Source organism: Finegoldia dalianensis, assembly GCF_046255015.1.
Lineage (GTDB): Bacteria > Bacillota > Clostridia > Tissierellales > Peptoniphilaceae > Finegoldia > Finegoldia magna.
In genome coordinates, this window is the sequence record NZ_JBDLBQ010000002.1 from 61,071 (window position 1) to 82,101 (window position 21,031).

The 21,031-nt window shown below is 34.6% G+C and carries 21 protein-coding genes; 4 read left to right on the forward strand and 17 right to left on the reverse strand.

The features are described 5' to 3' along the window. Positions 1 to 37: 37 nt before the first annotated feature. The 7 genes from ABDJ34_RS02800 to ABDJ34_RS02830 form a co-directional block, all read right to left on the reverse strand. On the reverse strand, positions 38 to 703 hold the full coding sequence (locus ABDJ34_RS02800; RefSeq protein WP_412701283.1) for a sensor histidine kinase: 666 nt from the start codon (positions 701 to 703) through the stop codon (positions 38 to 40). Between the two features lie 7 nt (positions 704 to 710). After that, positions 711 to 1,406, reverse strand: coding sequence for a LytR/AlgR family response regulator transcription factor (locus ABDJ34_RS02805; RefSeq protein ID WP_412701284.1), 696 nt, complete (start codon positions 1,404 to 1,406; stop codon positions 711 to 713). Between the two features lie 82 nt (positions 1,407 to 1,488). Beyond that, complete coding sequence (galU, locus tag ABDJ34_RS02810) at positions 1,489 to 2,352, reverse strand: UTP--glucose-1-phosphate uridylyltransferase GalU (protein WP_294685371.1); 864 nt, start codon at positions 2,350 to 2,352, stop codon at positions 1,489 to 1,491. Between the two features lie 708 nt (positions 2,353 to 3,060). Next, positions 3,061 to 5,646 carry an ATP-dependent chaperone ClpB gene (clpB, locus tag ABDJ34_RS02815; protein ID WP_412701285.1) on the reverse strand — a complete coding sequence of 862 codons (2,586 nt, stop codon included), beginning with the start codon at positions 5,644 to 5,646 and terminating at the stop codon, positions 3,061 to 3,063. Between the two features lie 18 nt (positions 5,647 to 5,664). Next, positions 5,665 to 6,609, reverse strand: coding sequence for a DnaJ domain-containing protein (locus ABDJ34_RS02820; RefSeq protein WP_412701286.1), 945 nt, complete (start codon positions 6,607 to 6,609; stop codon positions 5,665 to 5,667). Between the two features lie 148 nt (positions 6,610 to 6,757). Further along, a complete protein-coding gene (locus tag ABDJ34_RS02825; protein WP_412701287.1) occupies positions 6,758 to 7,420 on the reverse strand; it encodes a nitroreductase family protein in 663 nt (220 codons plus the stop codon). Between the two features lie 154 nt (positions 7,421 to 7,574). Further along, positions 7,575 to 8,114, reverse strand: a complete 540-nt coding sequence (locus ABDJ34_RS02830) for a sigma-70 family RNA polymerase sigma factor (protein ID WP_412701288.1) — start codon at positions 8,112 to 8,114, stop codon at positions 7,575 to 7,577. A gap of 238 nt (positions 8,115 to 8,352) precedes the next feature. Here ABDJ34_RS02830 and ABDJ34_RS02835 point away from each other — a divergent pair, with 238 nt between their 5' ends. Beyond that, entirely contained in the window at positions 8,353 to 8,808 is a 456-nt protein-coding gene (locus tag ABDJ34_RS02835; protein ID WP_412701289.1) for a hypothetical protein, read from the forward strand. Positions 8,809 to 8,918: 110 nt separating this feature from the next. Here the strand turns inward: ABDJ34_RS02835 and ABDJ34_RS02840 are convergent, their stop codons facing one another. Beyond that, positions 8,919 to 10,682: a DUF5633 domain-containing protein gene (locus tag ABDJ34_RS02840; RefSeq protein ID WP_412701290.1), complete on the reverse strand. Its 1,764-nt coding sequence runs from the start codon at positions 10,680 to 10,682 to the stop codon at positions 8,919 to 8,921. 838 nt (positions 10,683 to 11,520) lie between these two features. Here ABDJ34_RS02840 and ABDJ34_RS02845 point away from each other — a divergent pair. The 3 genes from ABDJ34_RS02845 (at position 11,521) to ABDJ34_RS02855 (ending at position 13,573) form a co-directional block, all read left to right on the forward strand. Continuing rightward, positions 11,521 to 12,072, forward strand: a complete 552-nt coding sequence (locus tag ABDJ34_RS02845; RefSeq protein ID WP_412701291.1) for a hypothetical protein — start codon at positions 11,521 to 11,523, stop codon at positions 12,070 to 12,072. Between the two features lie 59 nt (positions 12,073 to 12,131). Next, complete coding sequence (locus tag ABDJ34_RS02850; RefSeq protein WP_154254768.1) at positions 12,132 to 12,344, forward strand: hypothetical protein; 213 nt, start codon at positions 12,132 to 12,134, stop codon at positions 12,342 to 12,344. An 80-nt stretch (positions 12,345 to 12,424) separates the two neighbouring features. After that, entirely contained in the window at positions 12,425 to 13,573 is a 1,149-nt protein-coding gene (locus tag ABDJ34_RS02855; RefSeq protein ID WP_412701292.1) for an MFS transporter, read from the forward strand. Between the two features lie 66 nt (positions 13,574 to 13,639). Here ABDJ34_RS02855 and ABDJ34_RS02860 read toward each other — a convergent pair whose 3' ends face one another. From ABDJ34_RS02860 to ABDJ34_RS02900, 9 genes are all read right to left on the reverse strand, one after another. Beyond that, entirely contained in the window at positions 13,640 to 14,146 is a 507-nt protein-coding gene (locus ABDJ34_RS02860; RefSeq protein ID WP_412701293.1) for a M50 family metallopeptidase, read from the reverse strand. 35 nt (positions 14,147 to 14,181) lie between these two features. Then, positions 14,182 to 14,652 carry a site-2 protease family protein gene (locus tag ABDJ34_RS02865; protein ID WP_412701294.1) on the reverse strand — a complete coding sequence of 157 codons (471 nt, stop codon included), beginning with the start codon at positions 14,650 to 14,652 and terminating at the stop codon, positions 14,182 to 14,184. Between the two features lie 802 nt (positions 14,653 to 15,454). Then, positions 15,455 to 15,886, reverse strand: a complete 432-nt coding sequence (locus tag ABDJ34_RS02870) for an ATP-binding protein (RefSeq protein WP_455906259.1) — start codon at positions 15,884 to 15,886, stop codon at positions 15,455 to 15,457. Between the two features lie 35 nt (positions 15,887 to 15,921). Further along, complete coding sequence (locus tag ABDJ34_RS02875) at positions 15,922 to 16,857, reverse strand: TIGR01212 family radical SAM protein (RefSeq protein WP_412701295.1); 936 nt, start codon at positions 16,855 to 16,857, stop codon at positions 15,922 to 15,924. Then, positions 16,850 to 17,290 carry a peroxiredoxin gene (locus ABDJ34_RS02880; protein WP_412701296.1) on the reverse strand — a complete coding sequence of 147 codons (441 nt, stop codon included), beginning with the start codon at positions 17,288 to 17,290 and terminating at the stop codon, positions 16,850 to 16,852. Before ABDJ34_RS02880 ends, ABDJ34_RS02875 begins: the two co-directional genes overlap by 8 nt. Beyond that, positions 17,283 to 18,119 carry a Cof-type HAD-IIB family hydrolase gene (locus tag ABDJ34_RS02885; protein ID WP_412701297.1) on the reverse strand — a complete coding sequence of 279 codons (837 nt, stop codon included), beginning with the start codon at positions 18,117 to 18,119 and terminating at the stop codon, positions 17,283 to 17,285. The genes ABDJ34_RS02880 and ABDJ34_RS02885 overlap by 8 nt, the downstream gene beginning before the upstream one ends. Next, entirely contained in the window at positions 18,109 to 18,432 is a 324-nt protein-coding gene (locus ABDJ34_RS02890) for a DUF1292 domain-containing protein (RefSeq protein ID WP_002836077.1), read from the reverse strand. The genes ABDJ34_RS02885 and ABDJ34_RS02890 overlap by 11 nt, the downstream gene beginning before the upstream one ends. 14 nt (positions 18,433 to 18,446) lie before the next feature. Further along, entirely contained in the window at positions 18,447 to 19,838 is a 1,392-nt protein-coding gene (gene pepD / locus ABDJ34_RS02895; protein ID WP_412701298.1) for a beta-Ala-His dipeptidase, read from the reverse strand. Positions 19,839 to 19,902: 64 nt separating this feature from the next. Beyond that, the gene (locus ABDJ34_RS02900) at positions 19,903 to 21,021 is read right to left on the reverse strand and encodes a HipA domain-containing protein (protein ID WP_412701299.1); all 1,119 of its coding nucleotides are present in this window, start codon (positions 21,019 to 21,021) and stop codon (positions 19,903 to 19,905) included. Positions 21,022 to 21,031: the final 10 nt, after the last annotated feature.

Here is a 21,031-nt window from a genome sequence, read left to right on the forward strand (position 1 = left end):
TACGTTTTAGGGATAAGCATATCAAAAACAGGGATGACTATATCAAAATTTCCGTCGTAAAAGCATTGTCCTCTGAATTTCTGTTGATGTAACCGTCGTATTTGTCAACGATTTCGTCGATACTGATAAGTCCTAGACCTCTGTTTTCGCCCTTTGTCGACTTGAAAATTCTTCCAAACTTCTCCTGTTTTTCGCTACTTGTCTTGTTAGTAAATGAAATGTATAATTTATTTCCCTTCATATCCATATAAATCCTGATAAACCTGTCCTCTTCTGGCAAATTTCTCACCGATTCAATCGCATTGTCGAACAAATTCCCAATAATCGTCGCCAAATCGATATCTTTTATATCCAAAATATTCGAAATCTTGCAGTCGGCAATGCATTTTATATTTTCATTAGTCGCCATAGTTATCTTGGAATTCAAAATAGCATCCGCCATCCTATTTCCCGTCCTAATCACAGGCGCTATTGAATGCAAATTCTCATCCAAATTATCCAAGTAGTTCTTGATAGATTCCATATCATTTTCAGCCACAAAAGAGCGCAAAGTTTGCAAGTGATTTCTGTAATTGTGGCGAAATTTTCTGATATCGCGGTACATATTCTCCACTTCTTGATAATGAGTGTTCAACAGTTGTTGTTGATATTCAAAAATATCTTTTTTAGAAAATAAAATCCTAATTTTACTCAAAAATCTCATATCTCACCTAATAAAACTCAATAATTTTTCTGTTAAGCTCGTTGAACTTCGCATATGACAACAAAAATTTGCTATCATCTTCCAACAAAACATAATCCTTCTTTGTTTCTGCGATTTTTTCAATATTAATAATTTCCGAACGACTCACCTTGAAAAATCTATCATCCAGCATATCCAATAGTTGTGTCAACGTCATCCTAACTCTGTAACTTTTATTTTGTGCGAAAATATCCACGTAATTTTTGTCCGAAATGCAACTGAAGATATCCTTCGATAAAATCTTCGTATTAATCCCGTCGTTCTTTACTATAATGAACTTTTCCTTGTTGTTCATTTGATTAGTCGCCTTGTCCAAAAGTTCGAAAAGTTTCTCCTTTTTTATAGGCTTAATCAAAAAATTCAAAGCATTGACATCATATCCGTATCCGATATATTCTGGATAACCGCTGATGAAAATAATCTGAATATCGGAATTTTTCTCACGAATTCTCTTGGATAATTCAACGCCATTAATTTTTTTCATCTCAACATCCAACAATAAAATATCTATATAATCATTTTCATCGTAATTGAATATAAAATTCTCACCAGATGTAAAAAGTTCAGTCTTCAAATCGATTTTATTGATAATTGCCCATTCTTCACAGTATTTCTTATACAAATTTCTTATATTATCTTCGTCATCTACGATTGCAATATTCATAACACACCTCTGTCTTATTTTATCACAATAAATTGTTTTCCAATAAAAAAAACTACTGACACCTTGTGCCAATAGCTAATAATTATTTTTCTCGTAAAAATTCCAACAATTCGTCCTTTATTTTGTCATCATGAAGTGCAAAATCAACCGTAGCCTTCACAAACCCAAGCTTGTTACCGACATCATATCTCTTGCCGATAAAATCATACGCAATCATCTTGCGTTTTTCGGCTAACTTGTTCAAAGCATCAGTCAATTGAATTTCGTTATTCTTGCCAGGTTTTGTTTCGTGAAGAATTGGAAAAATATCTGGCGTTACAATGTATCTTCCAAGAATTGCCAAGTTAGTCGTAGCCTCTTCACGGCTTGGTTTTTCCACCAACGACTCAACCTCAGTAATTCTATCCGAAGTCTTCACACCATTCACAATCCCGTACTTATCGACATCATCCCACGAAACTTCTTGCACACCCAAAACCGGCGCCTCTTCTTTTTCGTAAATATCAGCCATTTGTTTGATACAAGGAAGTTCATCAGAAGTATTGTAAATAATATCATCACCCAACAAAATCGCAAAAGGCTCACCACCAACAAAACTTTCTGCGTATTTTATCGCATCTCCAAGACCATTTTTCTTCTTCTGCCTAATAGTGTAGATGTTCGCCATCTTCGAAAGCTCGTGAATTTCTCTTGATATCTCCGAAGACTTCTTATTCAATTCGTATTCCAATTCAAAATTCACATCAAAATAATCCTCGATAGATCCCTTATCCTTGCTTATAATAATCAAAATATCCGTAATTCCGGAATCCACAACCTCCTTTACAATATGATGCAAAGTTGGTTTGTCGTAGATTGGAAGCATCTCCTTCGGAACAGATTTCGATGCAGGAAGCATCCTCGTACCAAAACCAGCCGCAGGAATAACCGCTTTTCTTACCTTCATTGTCACTCCTCGTGTTATAATTTTACGCCTTAAATCATTTGTCTCTATTAATATTGTAACAAGAAATTGTGTTTTTTTCTATAAGGGGCGTGTGGTGCAAAGTGTGAGTGTTTTAAGTTGTGATTGTTTTAAGTGCCGACAAAAAAGTGCAAAACCGATTTGCACGAATATCTAGCTTACGAAAATAAAAAAATCCTCACGCTCGTGACCCTAAAATCTCAAGTGCACCTCCGGCTGGCACGAGTGAGATTTTCACGGGTCACTTCGCTTGGATTTTTAATTATTTTCTCCAGATGATATTCTTAGCAAAATCGGTAATCCACTTTTTACACAGCACCAAAGTTTTTTCATCTCCTTCTCCCCTGTTATAAAACTTGCCTATTTTTTGTAGCACGATAATAAAAGCTCGTAACTAAGCGAGTCATCTGGAGAAAATTGTATCAAATTCAATCGAAGAAATTCGTTAAAAAATCTCATTGTCTGAGTGCGTAGCACGAGTTTGAGATTTTAGAATTTCGAGATTAGAATTTGCCAATTTTCGTAAGTTAGACGATGCGTGTTACGACTTTTATTCCGTACCTTGGTGTAGCGACAAATTTACTCGCCCGTGTGTTCGTGTAAATCAGTTTTCCGCTTTCTTCTGAGCTGAAACTATCTATGCAATAAAAAAATAGGCAAGCTCTCTCTCACCTGCCTATTCTCCTAAATCTATTTCTTTTTAATTCCCAATTCACCATCTACATTTGTAATAACGACAGTGTCTTTGTCAGTTACAGTTCCTTTTATCAATTCACGTCCGAGTTTTGTCTCAACATTTGATTCGATAAATCTCTTAACAGGTCTTGCACCGTACAACACATCATATGCTTTGTCGATAATCAAATCTTCTGCAGATTCGTCAATTTCGATAGTGATTTGTCTGTCTTCCAATTGTTTTTGCAACAATGAAACTTGTTTTTCAATAATCTTGTAGATATCATCTTTTGTCAATGGTTTGAACATTACGATATCGTCAATTCTGTTCAAAAATTCTGGTTTGAATCTGGATTTCAATTCGTCCATTACAGAATTTCTGCTTTCATCAGAAATATTTCCATGATCGTCAATTCCTTCAATCAAATCCATCGAGCCAATATTACTTGTCATAATGATGATTGTGTTTTTGAAATCGACAGTTCTACCTTTGTTGTCAGTCAAACGTCCGTCATCCAAAACTTGCAACAAAATGTTGAACACATCTGGATGCGCTTTTTCGATTTCGTCGAACAAAATCACTGAGTATGGTTTTCTTCTGACAGCTTCAGTTAGTTGACCACCTTCATCGTATCCAACATATCCTGGAGGAGCTCCCACAAGTCTACTTACTGCGTGTTTTTCCATATATTCTGACATATCGATACGAATCAAATTCTTTTCGTCATCAAACATATTTTCAGTCAAAGCTTTTGCAAGTTCTGTCTTACCAACACCAGTTGGTCCAAGGAATATAAATGAACCGATTGGTCTGTTGAGCGATTTCAAACCGCTTCTAGCTCTGATGATTGCATCAGTCACAGCAGTTACAGCTTCATCTTGCCCCACAACTCTCTTGTGCAACAACTTGTCCATGTTCAAAATCTTGTCACGTTCTGTTTCCACCAATTTTGTCACAGGAATTGAAGTCCACTTGCTAACAACTTCTGCGATTTCATCTTCAGTTACGCTTTCTTTGATGATAGAATTGTCGTCTTCGTCCATTTTGTTGCTCAATTCTTCGAGTTTGTTTTCAAGTTCGACTAATTTTCCATATTTAAGCTCTGACAATTTTTCAAAATCGTATTTTCTTTGAGCTTCTTCCATTTCGTGTTTTACAGCTTCGATTTCAGATTTTGTGTCCTTGATTTCGTCGACCTTGGATTTTTGTTGAGTCCATTCCATATACATCGCATCAAACTCGTTTTTAGTATCTTGCAATTCTTTTTCCAAATTTTCAAGTCTGATTTTACTCATCTCATCGTCTTCTTTGTTCAAAGCAGCACGTTCGATTTCAAGTTGCAATATTTTTCTCTTAGTTTCGTCGATGCTTTCAGGCATAGAATCTATCTCAGTTCTAACCATCGCACTTGCTTCGTCCATCAAATCAATCGCCTTGTCTGGCAAAAATCTGTCAGTAATATATCTGTCCGACAAAGTTGCCGCAGCGATTACCGCGTTGTCAGTGATTTTAATTCCGTGATAAATCTCGTATTTGTCCTTGATACCACGTAATATCGAAATCGTGTCTTCTACTGAAGGCTCTTCAACCAAAACTTTTTGGAATCTTCTTTCCAATGCGCCATCTGTTTCGATGTATTTTCTGTATTCATCCAACGTTGTAGCGCCGATTGTTCTTATCTCACCACGTGCTAACATTGGCTTCAACAAGTTTGCTGCATCCATTGCACCTTCTGATTTGCCGGCTCCGACCAAAGTGTGAATTTCGTCGATAAACATAATGATTTTGCCGTCAGAATCTGCAACTTCTTTCAACACAGCCTTCAATCTTTCTTCGAATTCTCCTCTGAATTTCGCACCGGCAATCAAACTTCCCATGTCCAATGCAAAAATAGATTTGTTTCTCAAAGTTTCTGGAACATCGTCATTGACAATTCTAAGCGCCAAGCCTTCCACAATCGCAGTCTTACCTACACCTGGTTGACCAATCAACACTGGATTGTTCTTCGTTCTACGACTCAAAATCCTAACGCTGTGTCTGATTTCATCGTCACGACCGATAACTGGATCAAGTTTGCCTTCCTTCGCCAAATCAGTCAAGTTACGACCGTATTTTGTCAACACATCAGTTGTATCTTCTGGGTTATCAGTATTTATCTTTTGATTTCCCCTCAATTCTTTCAAATTAGATGTGAAGTTTTGCTTGTTGACATTATAATCTTTCAACAAAACAGCACTAATAGTGTTTTTTTCTCCTAAAATACTCATAAAAATGTGTTCCACTGACACGAAACTGTCTCCCATTGACTTAGCTTCGTCCTCTGCTTTCAACAAAATTCTTTGGAAAGCAGTGCTAGGGTACACACTCGATTGACTATCGTTTTTAGGAAGAGAATCTATTTTTTGATTAAAAGCGCTCACAACTTTTTTGTAATCTGAGCCCAATTTTTGAATAGTCTTTGCAACTATTGAATCTGAATCAGACAACAACGCATAGCTCAAATGAACATCCGTAACTTCCGGATTGCCCAATTTTATCGCAGTATTTTGCGCATCTTGAATTGCTTGAACAGATTTTTGTGTGAATTTGTTTAAATCCATAATCCTTACCTCCTAACATTATTCAGAAATATCGTATAATTGTTTATATAATTTTTCTTGTTCTTCGTTTAATTTTGTAGGATTTACAATGGAAATTTCAAGATACAAATCACCTTTGACACCTTTCATATCCACAAATCCCTTATCCTTAATTCTAATTCTTTGATTAGCTTTGATATTTTTCGGAATCTTAACCTTGATTCTTTCGCCACTAATCGTTTCAACATTGATAGATTTCCCAAAATAAGCTTCCCATGGTTTAAGTTCAACCTTCTTTATAATATTGTGATCTTCAAGCTTGTTGTACACATCAACCAGGTTAATCTTCACGTAAATGTCCCCGTCAACGCCGAACTTTTCGCCCTTGACCTTAATCTTTTTACCAGGCAAAATCCCTTTTGGAACTTTCAAATTCAAGTTGACACTTTTATCCCCAATCATAAGTCCCAATCTTTTTTCTACACCATTGTAGATATCTGATAGTGAAACGGAAATGTCCGTGTCGTATCTTTGCCTTGGTTGTGATTTTCTTCCAGCGCCTTTGAATCCACCGAAAATATCAGAAAATCCTCCGCCGCTACCTTGTCCACCCGAGAAAAACGCATTGAAAAAGTCCGAGAATCCTCCGCCACTGCCACCAGTTGTGTAAGTGTAAGAGCCAGAATTCTTGCCGAAACCACCGAACCCTCCAAATCCTCCAAAATCGTACGCATTCGGATCGAAGTTTTGTCCGCCTTGGAAATTATAATTGGATCCGAACATATCATATTTTTTACGCTTATCCTCGTTACCCAAAACCTCGTAAGCCTCGTTGATTTCTTTAAATTTTTCTTGGGATTTCTCATCGCCTTTATTTAAATCAGGGTGATATTTCTTGGCGAGTTTTCGGTATGCTTTTTTAATTTCTTGGGAGCTCGCCTTTTTATCCACCCCCAAAACTTTGTAATAATCTTTATATTCCATAAAAACCTCCCGTAATTTGTTTTTGACTTTCTTTGACCTTGATATTATTATACACCCTTACGAGCGCATAATCAATAGTATTTGCAATCTTTGCAATATCTTTGACTTTTGATTTCAATTTTTGACTTTTGATTCTAAAATTAAATCATTATATCCATATGGAATGATCCTTGCCACTTCCCACTTCGAAATGGTATTTCACAATTCCCAAATCCACCTTCGCTGACGGAGCAAACCTCGCCTTAGCCTTCACCTTATCATCAACCAAAGTCAACATAAATTTTTGTTGATTAATCGCAGTAGGAGCATTAAGTGCACAATCGACACCATCCTTGAACCATTGTGGAGAGTCTTCATTCACATTTGACACTTGTTTAGCTAACTTGCTTTTGTGATCGTAACCCCAATTTGCAGGAATACCAAAAGCAATCACAATAACCAAATTTTCATTAGGCTCAATGTATTTTTTAATATTCTTCTTATTATATGTAAGAGCAACCCAGCACGAACCCAAACCCAAATTCATAAGTTCCATCACAAGCTTCTCGCCGTAATATCCGCAAGTCTCGCTCAAATCATTGCCTACACCCTTCATAATCAGAAAATTATTCACATTCTCAAACTTTCCGTACTTTGCAAGCTTTGAATTAAAACCATCCTTGTCATCAAACACAGCCTTTATATTCAAACTCGACTCACGATTAACCTCATTAACCTTCTGTTCAATAATCTTCTTCACAGAATTATCAATCTCTTTATCTATGTATTTTCTAACAGAATGCCTCTTGTGCATCAACTCTAAAATATCCACCTTGTCCCCCTCATTAAAATATATACTTATTATAATATACCACAAATCACGAAAATTCACGCACCACAACGCATACAATTAAATATTTCCACGCAAGCAAAAATGGAATCGCATCGATTCCATCTATATTAACCCACCACTCCACACCCAAAGCTCAATACATCTTGCGCAAATTCTCCAAAGCCTTGCTTCTCGTATTGTAGAATGTCGACTGTTTCATATTCAATTCTCTGCAAATCTCCCTCGCGCTTTTCTCTCTAAGGAAATTCTCATAAATAATCTTCTGTTGCTTATAGGGAAGCTTACGCACCTTCTCATAAAGCTTTTTAATCTCCAATCTATCCTCAAAATCCTGTTCGATATTCTCATCAGATTCAATCAAATTCATCACCTCATCTCCATCCTCATTCGTAAAATTCAACGAAGAAATACTTCTTCTAGGATTCTTCTTCAAATAGAAAAACCTCAACCTCTGCTTCAAATAATAATTGAACGGAACCTTCTTCGAAGAATCATACTCCATAATCGCATACATAATCTCGGTCTTGCCATCATCCACAAGCTCCTCAAAAATATCTGCCCTATCATAATATTTTTTTATACTACTAATAATCAACGGCTCAAAAGACTTGTAAATTCTTTCATCGTCTAATATCTTATTATTCACAATATAATCTATCTCATCAAAATTCATGATTTCCATCTCCTTTTTCTCAATTGTACAATCGATGAGAAGATTTTATAAATCAAGAATCAACACCAAAACCACATCAAAATCAGTAGTAACAGCGTGAATTGTGTGAAATTTTTTCAAAAACCCATCGCCATTCCATGTATTTTTCTTCAATTCATTGTAAATTCAAATCGAAAACGCTTGAATAAGAACGTATGTTCTGCTATAATTAAATTATCATAAAATAAAAGGAGATCTAATGAAACAATTACAAGCAGTTATCCCGATATACGTAGACAATATCGGCAATGCAGTCCAACTTTATTTTAATGATTTCACCACTATCAATTACTGTTCATTGGATTGTTGCATCAAAAAAATTGCCCGCAACCAATTAATCGACATCACTGAAGCGAAAAAACTCATCAAAAAATCATTGAACATAACCAAAAATCCTCCTATTTGTTTTAAAAACGGAACGTACTGCATGATAAAAGTAAGAAAACCAATATCCAAAAACGATGGAAGCTACGGACTATTCAACATCGACTCCATCGAAGAAATAACAACAGGACACATACTACTCAAAAACTCCACAGAAATTACGACACTAGAATCCAAGAAAAGCATCGAAGACAAAATCCAAAAAGCGAAACTCGCCAGGCTTTTGATAGATGATTATACGACAAACTTGGACATACTAACAAGAAAATAAGCGTAAATGAAAAAACTGATATATTTTTTGTATCAGTTTCATTGCAATCAAAAATGGGACTTATAAAAGTCCCATTTTTTTAGATTAATCTATTTTTTATCTAAGATTAATTATTTACGTTTTTTGATAGAAACGTAAGCACCTGCTGCAGTTGATAATGCTGCTGCTGCTAATGTTAAGATTTCAGCTTCGCTACCAGCTTTTGGTAATTTAGCTTTTTCTTTCTTCTTGTTTGGAGAATCAGTGTTTTCTTTACCAGGTTTTTTGTTTTCTGGTTTTTTATCTTCGCCAGGTTTTTTGTCTTCACCAGGTTTTTTGTCTTCACCAGGTTTTTTGTCTTCACCAGGTTTTTTGTCTTCACCAGGTTTTTTATCTTCGCCAGGTTTTTGTTCTTCACCAGGTGTTGATGGTACATCTGGTGTTGATGGTACATCTGGTGTTGATGGTACATCTGGTGTTGATGGTACATCTGGTGTTCCTGGTACGTCTGGGTTAGATGGTACGTCAGGAGTTCCTGGTACGTCTGGGTTTTTATCTTCTTCTAATGGAGATAATACATAGTAGTATTTTCCATCTGCACCTTGTCTAATAGAATATGAATTATTTATAGGATCATTTTCTAATGCTTTCTTAGCTGCTGCTTCAGCTTCTTCGTATGTGTCATATCCTTTTTGTGTTTCAGGTTTTTCTTCTGGCTTTTCTTCTGGTTTTTCTTCTTCATTTGGAGATAATACGTAGTAGTATCTACCATTAGCACCTTGGCTTATAGTGTATGATTTGTTAATTGGATCATTTTCTAAAGCTTTTTTAGCTGCTTCTTCAGCTTCTTCATATGTTGCATAACCATCTTGTTCAGCTGGTTTTTCTTCTGGTTTTTCTTCGTCTTCTTTATCTACAATCTTCAATACATAATAATATCTTCCATTTGCACCTTGTACTACTTCGTATGCATTGTTTATTTCATCATTTTCTAAAGCTTTCTTAGCTGCTGCTTCAGCTTCTTTATATGTTGCATATCCGTCTTTTTCTTCTTTTTCTTTTTGTAATTTTAACCATTCATCAATTGTGATTCCTGGGTTTTTTTCTTCTGGTTTTTTGTCTTTTTCTTCTTGTAATTTTAGCCATTCATCAATTGTTAATCTTCTTGTTTTTGCAGCTTCTTTTTCATTCCAATCATCAATTGATGTTAGGTTTTCTTTTGCCCATTCAAGACCAGCATTTTTAGCTTGTTCTACATCATATACAGTTGTTGCATCATTAACATCTTTAATATATTTATTTTCGCCTTTAATTCCAGCTTTGTTAAGTTCTGCTATTGCATTTGCTTTAGCATCTGCTAAAGGTTTTTTAGCAGCTTCTTCTTCTGCCTTTTTATCTGCTTCTTCTTTATTGTACTCATCTAAAGTTTTAAGACTTTTATTTGCTCTTAGATTTTCTTTTACTTGTTCGATATCATATAGACTTTTAGCATTGTTTATAGCTTCGTCATATAATCCTAATTGATAACCTTCTTTTTTAAGCTCAGCCTTAGCTGCTAATTTTGCTTTTCCTAAGTCTGTTTTAGCTAATTCTTCATCTTCTTTTGCTTTTTCAGCTAAAATTTCATTTGTTTTTTGCTCAATATCATATACAGTGTTAGGATATGCTAGTACCTCTCCTTGTTTTTCAAATGGTACACCTGCATCATCTAATTGTTTTTTAGCCTTAGCTTGAGCTTCACTGATTTTTTGTTCATCTGTTTTTCCAGCTGCATCATTTGTTCCTTCTGTTGGAGCTGGTGTTGGTGCTGGTTCAGCTGCGTAAGTGTTAACTCCGCCACCAACTACAATTGCACCTGCAAGTGCAGCCATTAATAATTTTTTATTAATTTTCATACTATCATGACAATGGAAACTTCCCTAATAGGGTGGAATTTGTCTCCTCCTTTTAAATTTTTTTGCATTCAATGCTATTTAAATCAAATTCGTTTCCAAGCAATTATATTGCCATTCCTTAGTTATCTTTACCCAAAAAGGTATTTCAACAATCGAATTTCACCAATTTAATAAATGGTGTTCTTGCTTCGTCCACTGTCCAAAATTTCCCAAGGGCAATGTCCACAAGCGTTAGGTTCGGTAAATTCAACGCCTACCTTTTATTTTAGCTACTATTTCTAGTAGTTATAATCATATTTTAGTGTGTTTATATGAAAACATTTTTCAACCAATATAATATAACAGTGTTAAGTTTAATTGTTTGAATTTTAGAATTAAACCTTTGTCACTCAATACATTGAATAATTGTTAATAATTATCCAATCCTTTCCTTTTAATAAAGTCTTCTTTATCACATTACTATATTGACTTAAGCTCATTATACTATATTATTTCAAATAATACAATAAAATTTGCAAATTCTTTGCTGATATATATTTTGCAGAATAGTTATGCAAATTGTTATTCAGTATTTTTTATTTCAAAACCAACATGTAGTGTATTTGCTTTATTCCTAATCACTTATTGTGTTGTGATTAAATATTATTGCAATTATTTATTTTTTTATTATTTTATGATGTTTTGAATTTGAATTTTCGTGTTCAAATGTTCAACTTTTCTTTGGTTTATGAGCTAATTCTACGAATTTTTCTTTTCAATTTAATTATATCATGTAACAATGGTTACAGAAACCTACACTTCGAATTTGTATAATATAATCAAAAAATGGAGGGATAATATGTCAAGATTTTTAGGAAAAATTCATTATATAATGTTCGATAAGATAAATTACGTTGATGAGATTACACGCAAGATGAGTGAGTTGTTGGATGAAGATGTTGATTTGAAAAATATTGAACGTGGAGCGTTGGAGGATTTGATTGACACGGATAATATTCACGGATGGTTGCAGGTGAGAGTTGGAATCGTCGAGGATAATTTGGCGAGGGTTTTGAGTGAGTTGAAAAAAGAAGATAAGCTTGAAGATGCTCTTAAAATCGCCTATGATTTTGGTTCGAAGGAGGATTTCTCGGGTGATGCTTCTGATGCGTTTCAATTTATGTCCGATAAGTTCTTGGACGGGATGCCTTGTGATATGGCGAATTTGCCGGTGGAATCAGATGACGGAGAGTTTCGTTGGATTAAGAGAATTGATGTGCACGAACAGTATTACATCTATGGAGAATCTTCTGAAGTTTACGATGAATTCCGTCGTGCGTGGATGAATGGTTTGTTGAGCCGTTGTGATTTGAAATACGTTGTGGAAGATGGAATTAATATTATAAGGTAGATTTGTGTGTTTTGGGGTATAATTATATGTAAGATAACAACAATTGTAGGAGGTAGGTTATGTATATTAGAGAAGAAGTACTTAAAAACGCAAATAATAAGGAAAAAGTGTCAGAGATTTTGGAAAATTATTTCAAAACAGATGCAAATTACGAAAACGAACACGAACGTGATGAACTTCGCCGCCGTGGCTTTGAAGAATTGAAGTTAATCGGAGAAATCCAAGTTTATCAATTGTTGATGAACTCAGATAACGATAGAAGTAAATTATAATAATCAATCCCTTGTCGTGTGGCAAGGGATTTTTGTGTGTGATAAAGTATATTTTATTGAAAAAGAGTTATAATATATGTATGAAAACTTCAAGAAAAATATACGCAATGAATTTATTTTCCAATTTAATATTTTATGCGCCTGTTGCGTTGTTGGTTAGGACGAATAGAGGAATTAGCTTGTCTCAGTTTTTTGTGTTACAAGCGATACTATCTGTTACTTGCATGATTTGTGAATTTCCTTTGGGTGTGTTGACTGATAAAATTGGGCTAAAAAAGTCAATAGTTCTCGCCCAGTTTACGATGCTAACTGCAAGGATAATTTTACTGATATCCAATAATTTTATGCTTTTTGCGGTGGAAGCCTTGCTTGAAGGAATTGCTTTTGCACTGAATTCCGGAACAATAAGCGCCTACATATACAAGCTTTTCGGCGACGATAATTACAGTAATAATATTTCTAAGTTCTATAATTGGGGAACAATAGCTTTTATCGTATCAACCGTAATGTTTCCTTTTATTAATTCAAGATGGAACATTAACGCTTTGATTTGGGTAACCATAATTGCAAATGTAATTGCAACTGTGATTTCCATTTTCATCCCACATACCGACAACTCAAGTGATAATGAGGAACAATTTAATTTGTCAAAAACATTGAAGCTATTGGTACACGATAAAACTTTTAGAGTAATCGTGTTAATCGTGTCGTTGTTTAATTTGTCATTTTTGTTGATCAACTTCTTCTATGTAAAAGTCATAATTGACAATGGATATTCGGAAAATATAGCGTCGCCACTCATCCTAGCTTACTCAGGACTTCAACTCTCACAAACATTTATCATAAAATATCTAGGAGAACAAAAAGCATGGAACAAAGTTCGATTATTTTCAGTTATTGCATCATTGTTCTTTGCTGGATTATGTGTGATATCTGGAAAACCTGTAGTGTTGTTAATGATTATACTTCCAACAATCTTGTCCGTCTTGGGGATATTTATTGAAAAAATTCAAAACAATTATATAGACACAATAGGCTTCAAAAATCACAGAGCAACCATGCTATCAGCATTCAGCTTCTTCGCTGATGTCTTCGAAGTCGTATTCTTGTTAGCAAACTCGTATATTTCATCGTTCAATTACAAATATATCTTCGTGTTTATAGCCGCATCACTATTGTTGAGTGCAATTATGCTTAGAAATGATAATACCGTAACATCTGTATCGTGATTTGTGAGTTTAGTAAGTATGATATAAATTATAATAATCCCTTGTCAGAATGCAAGGGATTTTTGGTTAGTTGTTGTTCGATTTTCGTGAGTTTTTCATCGCTTTTATAATATTAAGAAGTTTCAATCCGTCAGTTTGATTTACTTTCATATTTTCATATTCTTTTGGTAATAAGCCAATAAAAGCCTTCCAGAAATTAATATAAAATGTGATAAATACGATGTTACGGTAAAAACTACTCACATCAGTTGAATGATTGATATCATAGATAAATGGAATCATACTTACAAATAAAATAATGTTAACAAATGGTCCCGCCAAAAACACGATCAAATTTCTCTTGTAATACCAATCTTCATAATCATCATCAAAGTAACATACTCCTTCAGCTAGTGATAAACATATTCTAATTCTTTTTGATTTGAATATCTCTTTGCCTCTTCCTGTTTCGATTCTCCATTTTTTTGATTTATATGCTAAGCGATATGCAACAGCATGTCCCATCTCATGTAAGAGTTGAGAAATTTGATAAACAAAATAAGATATTACGACTATCATTAGTGTATTAAACATTTTAACCTCGATTATGTAAATTATACAATTATAAATTAGTTCTTAATTATTTCAATTATTCTTCTACCGTCGCTAGGAACATCTCTTTTATAATAAATTGGCAACAAAGTCCAGAAAAGTTGTGCCATATTGAATCGCAACAAAAACTTTATTGATTCTTGAAAAAGATGTGAATATCCAGCTATCATTTTCCCTTCACTTATTAATAATGGAATTGTAACAATCAGTACTATTAAATTAAATAATGGTCCACCTAATGGGATCATTATTTTTTGTAATTTGCTCTTGCTATTATAATATTCACCATCTAACTGTGGGAGTATTTTACCAACAACAATTATGGGTCTTATAATAAGTCTTTTAGTTTCAAATAAAACCTTACCAAGTCCCATATCTATTTTCCAATCTTTACATTTAAAGAAAATAATACACATTAAAATATGTCCCATTTCATGACAAAAAGTAAGTACAATTATTATCAAGTATTTGATGATAACTTCCAGCAATATTGTATCCTCCTGAATATTTATGATTACGATTTCATTCTACCTCCCCACACTATTTTTTGTCAAGCATTTTGTGAAAGCTTGCACACTTTGCACCCAACAAAGCGTGATGCAACTTTTCCCCCTTGTGTAGCAATTCCAACAATATCCTTGTAGATATACAAAATCAGATTACTGCATTTGCTAAGAATATCGTCTGGAGGAAATAACCAAAAATCCAAGCGAAGTGACCCGTCCAAAATCTCACTCGTGAAAGCCAAAGGCGCACTTGAGATTTTAGGGGCACAAGCGTGAGGATTTTCTTATTTTCGTAAGCAGATATTCGTGCAAAACAGTTTTCTGATTTCTCTGAGCTGAAATAGTCTAGGTTTTGCCCTAAGTGAGATTCCTCGTGGTGCGACTTTTATTCCGTATGTTTGCGTAGCGACAAATTCACTTTTCCTTGTCAGTGAAACAAATCAGATTACTGCATTTGCTAAGAATCAATCGTAGCACTCTAATAAAAGATCGTAACTAAGCGAGTCATCTGGAGTGAATTGTGTCAAATTCAATCGAAGAAATTCGTTAAAAAATCTCATTGTTTGAGTGCGTAGCACGAGTTTGAGATTTTAGAATTTCAAGGTTAGAATTTGTCAATTTACGTAAGCCAGACGATGCGTGTTACGACTTTTATTCATTATCTTTGTGTTGCGATAAATTTTCTCGTCAATGTGTTCGTGCAAAACGGTTTTCTGATTTCTTCTATTCTTCCACAATTCTCCTCATAAAAATAGACCCTTATAAAGGGTCTATCGTGAAGGTATTATTCGTGCAATTCCACTGTTTCTTCGTGGTATTTTGCTGGTAAGCTTGATTTTTCTTTGTTCATTCCTATGAAGAAGTTAACGTTAGCTTCTTTTGATAAAACTTCCAAGTTTTCTAGGAATTCTTCTAATTGTTGTTCTGTCATTTCAACGATTGAGTAAATTCCGTCTACGTAAATTGTTTCGATGTCGAAATCTTGTGACATTATTCCTGCCAAAAATCCATACAAACTTTCTGGACTTGAGATGTGGAATGTCGATGCATCTATAAGTCTTACTGAGTGATCAAGCGAGAATATGTGCTTGTCATCAGAGTCTATAAATATTATGTTACCGTTTTTGTTTTGTTTTTCGTCGTTGGCCTTATCGATCAACCATTTTGTTTTTCCGCTACCTTTAGGACCTACTACAAATTTAACCATTATTATCATCCTTTCTTAAACCATTTTAAAAAGTTTAATTTACTTTATATTATTATACCCATTCTTTTACTAAAATTATCACCTTGGAAAATATTTTCTCGCTCCATTTTTTCAATTATCATATCTTGTATTTTCCAATGACTTGTATTCCAGTTGCAAAACACAGAATTCTCTTCGGGCATTCTGCCGACTAATCGTTGAATTAGGATATCCTTATCCAAATATTTCAAGAATTCGCAAACTTCATTCACGTAATCGTCCAGTGATTTGAGTTTCACTTTTCCTTCTTCGTACCACTTCGCAAGTATTGTGTGTTTGGGAATGTATAGTGAATGGATTTTGCATTCGTCGACTTTTAATACCGACAAAAGCTTCGCAGTTTCTCTGACATCGTCCATGTCATCCCATGGAAGTGCAAGTATTACGTGTGTGCAAATTCTAAATCCGTATTCTTTTATCATCAAACAAGCACGAATGAAATCCGCGACTGTGTGTTGTCTGTTGATTATCTTCAAAGTTTTGTTGTTGGATGTTTGAAGTCCAAGCTCTATGATGATGTCGACGTTTTTTTCGTCTTGAAGTTGTTTCAATATTTCCAAATGCTCACGTGCTATGCAATCCGGTCTTGTGGATACGCTGACTGCAACGACATTTTCTACAACTGCTTCGTTGACGTATTGTCTGAACAATTCAAGCGGCATATATGTGTTGGAGTAATTTTGAAAATACGATATGAATTTGTGGGCGTTGTATTTGTTTTCGATGGTTTGTTTGTCTTTTTCCAATTGCTCACGAATTGAAAGGTGTTTTTCTTTGTTTTCGAAGCTTCCACCTTCTTCGTGACAATAAATGCAACCACCATGCCCCAACCTTCCATCTCTGTTGGGACAAGTCAAATCCAGTTTTATGGGAAGTTTGTAGACTTTTTCTCCGTAATGTTCTTTTAGATATTTGCTGTAAATGTTATATCTATCAGTCATTTAGGTTGTCTCGTACGAAATCCAACACTTCTTGTGGATTTTCGTCTGGTTTTACTTTTCTGAATTCTTTGACCAAGTCCATATCCTTGTCAAATACAAACGTGCTTCTTTCTGTTTTGGTAACTTCTTTGCCGAACATTTTGCCCTTGTAAACGCAACCAAAATTGTTCAAGAATATTCTTTCTGGGTCGGATATCAATTCTTGTTTTAGTCCTTGTTTTTTTCTGAAATTTTCGTGTGTCTTTTCTGTGTCCTTGCTAATTCCTACAACTTCTGTGTTAAGCTTTTGAAATTCGTCGTAAATTTCGGAAAACCCATCCGCTTCTATTGTGCATCCACTTGTGTTATCTTTTGGATAGATGTATACTACCAAGTTTTTGCCCTTGTATTTGTCATAATATTCTTCATTCAAAAATTCTTTTAAATTATTCATAATCCCTCAACTCAAATAGTTCTTCTAAAAATTTTGCCAGTCCGTCTTCTTCGTTTGTGTATTGTGTTATGATGTCTGCGTTTTGTTTCAAAATATCGTCGGAGTTTTTCATCGCAACTCCAAGCCCACTGTTCACAACCATTTCCAAATCGTTGTGCGCATCGCCAATAGCAACCACTTCATCACTTGTTATTCCAAAATGTTCAAGCACATGAATTGCCCTTTTGTATTTGTCCGTGTTAACGTTTTGCACTTCAAGCATTCTGATGTTTTTGGAAAAATACTTCGTGTGAATGTGATATGTCACGTTGGGATTGGTCTTGATATGATCAACAATATCGTAAATACGGTCTTTTCTTGCTATCATAATCATGCTTACACAATCATCTATCGGCAAATTCCTCTCAGACACTGTCATTATCTCACCAATATCTCCCACGCTATCAACGAAATATTTCTTGTCATCTTCATCTTGAATGAGTAATGAGCATTTATTTTCCACAAAAAAATACGGTCTTATCCCATACTCCTCTGATAGAGTGCTAAGCTCATCCACCACATTGGATTCCAACTTCAAATCCTCATCCGTTGCAATATTGGAGCTACTGTGAATAATAGCTCCATTATTTGCAAGGATTATTTTGTCAAAATCTAATTTTTCGGTTAATTGCTTAGCTCTGGATAGACCTCTTCCTGTCGCAATAATAATCTTTATGCCATTGTCATAAAGTTTTTGTAAAATTTGATTACTGAAATCAGTAATTTTTTTATCATCTGTCAGAAGAGTTCCGTCCAGATCAATCATAACAGCCTTAAAATTATTCTTCATCTTCTCCTTCAAAATCCACGAAAAGAGATTCAAATGTTTCTTTTGCTTTTTCGTATTCAGCATCGTCTTCGATAACATCTAAGTTAGCTTCTTCTTCGTTGATTTCTTCGTATTTGTAAATCATAATTTCGTTGTCATCTTCAGATACAAGTGCGATGTAATCACTGTCGTAGCCTTCAACTTCGAATACTCCAAGGATTCCACATTCGATTTCGCCGCCATCTTCTAAAGTTAGTACGATTGTATCTAACTCTTCTTCATCATACATTTCTTCGTTTAATTCTTCGTTTTCTAAATTTCTTTCGTCACTCATTTTTATCCTCCATTTTATAATGATTCTACTAATTTCTTCAAGAATTCGTACACCCTAGCTGTAGATTCCAAATCCAAAGTTTCTTTTGGTGTGTGAACTCCCGTCATATCTGGGCCGATGGAAATCATGTCCATGTCCGGATATTTCTTTGAAAATACTGCACATTCAAGACCTGCGTGAATAACATTCACTTGCATATCTTTTCCTGTGACTTCCTTATAAACTTTCAAACATTTGTCTCTTAGTTCGCTATCTTCACGGTATTCCCAAGGTTCGTAGAATCCTTCAGATTCAACTATTCCATTGTTTGATTTTGTTGTATTTGTAATCAAATCTTCAACTTCTTTTATCTTATCCAAAACTGAGGATCTGATTGATACCATAAACACGAATTTGTCTTCTTCTGTTTTTGCGATTGATTGGTTAAGAGAAGTTTCCACCAAATCGGCGTTTCCTTTTACCATGTCCACAACTCCGTTTGGAATTGTTGTTAGGAAATTCAAGATGTGTTCAGTAGATTGTTCGTCCATTGGAGTTTTTTCATCTACTTGTTCAAACTTAAATTCCATCTTTTTTTCGACTTGTTTGAAACCATCAACGTTTAGTTCTTCGTCTTTGATTTCATCTTCACTTGCAATTATAAGTTCACAATTTCTTGGGATTGCGTTGTGTTTTGTACCACCATTTAATGATACAATTCTCAAATTGTGACGTGTCGATAATTCTTTTAGGATTTTAACTGTAGATTCGATGGCGTTAAGGTGATTTTTGTTGATATCTTGACCACTGTGACCACCTCTGAAACCATTGATTGCTATCCTGTAGAAATATTTTCCAAAATCTTCGCGTTTGATTGCAAACTCAGAATTCAAAGTATTGCCACCAGCACAACCACAAGTCATGATTCCTTCTTCTTCGCTGTCAACGTTGATAAGGTATTTGCCTTTTAAGAAATCTTCGCTTACGGCATTCGCACCGATAAGTCCAACTTCTTCGTTTGTCGTAATCATCAATTCCAAATCAGGATGTGACAAGTTTTCATCTTGCAAAATAGCAAATCCCATTGCGATTGCTATTCCATTGTCAGCTCCAAGTGTTGTTTTGTTGGCAGTTAACTTGCCATCTTTTTCGATAAATTCTATCGGATCTTTTGTAAAATCGTGATCGCTGTCATCTTCTTTTTCGCAAACCATGTCCATGTGACCTTGCAAAATAACTCCTGGATGACCTTTTTTATCTTCTGTTGCAGGCTTTCTGATTACGATGTTTAATTCATCGTCAACATCGTATTCTAGACCCAATTCTTTCGCTTTATTTACTAAGTATTCGTTAATTCTTTTTTGGTCAAATGAACAACGAGGAACATTCGACAATTCTCTGAAATTTTCTAATACTATATTTTTCATTTAATTACACCTCAAGACTTATATACCCAATATGCAATCAAAAACCACAAATTTTATGCATTAATTATATAGATTTTGCTACTCTGTCTGCGATGATTTTTTTCCTATCAGGTGCAAATTCTTCGAGATAATCACTTTCTGAAAGTACGTCCACGATTATTTCGTAAATTTTATTCGCATCGATTTTTTTGTCGATTTTTTCTTTGATTAATTCAAACTGTTTTTTTCTGTCAGTGTAGAACGGCTTCACATCAGGATTGCAAGAATTTATCGCAGTATCAAGTGTGTTGTAGAATAAGCTTGTTCCCGAATCATAAATCGGAGCCATTCCTCTAACTTCAAGCGTTTCAACATCTCTTATAAATCCAAAATTATTAAAATGTCTGTCTTCGTTGAAAATTATATAATCAAGAAATAGCATTTCATCGATTCTGTTTTTCGCATCAGATATCCCAAGTTTTTGTAATTCTTCTACCACGAAATCATACATTGAAATATGATTAGGTTTTTGAACATTTTGAACAGCCGCATTAACTGGGACAAGCTCCGTGTTTTCATCGATGAAATTCTCACAAACAGAACAAGTCTTGTCACCAATATTTTCAATTTCATATTTAATATGATTGATTCCAAGAACTTTTGAGATTTCATAGGCTATTTTTTCGTTGAAAGCTTCTTGATAGAATGGTTTCGAAGAGCCTTTAACGAGAATTCTCTTACCTTCATTTAGCATCCATGCTTTTTTAAGCCAACCATCTGATGTGTTGTTCGGAGTTTTTAGTGAAAAAGAACTGTCGGATTTACCAAACATAAAAAGTCCCATATATTGTGAGAAATCATTTTGGAAAAAGTTGATGTCTTTACATTCTACGCTGTCGTTTTTTTCTTTTATCCAATATTGATCTGAAAGAGATAGCCCGAAATACGCCAAGCTAAGTTCGTAAAGAGATTTTCCTTGAAGGTTTTCTAGAAGAATGTCCTTGTCCTGTCTGGTGTCCGGAATTCTTCTGCCTTTTAGAAAATGTTCGAAGCTACTTTTTTCGATTATATTTTTCTTGTTATTGTATTTAACTTGCACCGGTCTGTATTTTGGATTGTATATTTCTATGATTTTTATGATTTTGTTGTGAATCATTTCAAAAGAAAACACCGGCGTGTTTTTATTGTAGATTACATATTCCATTCTATCCCCT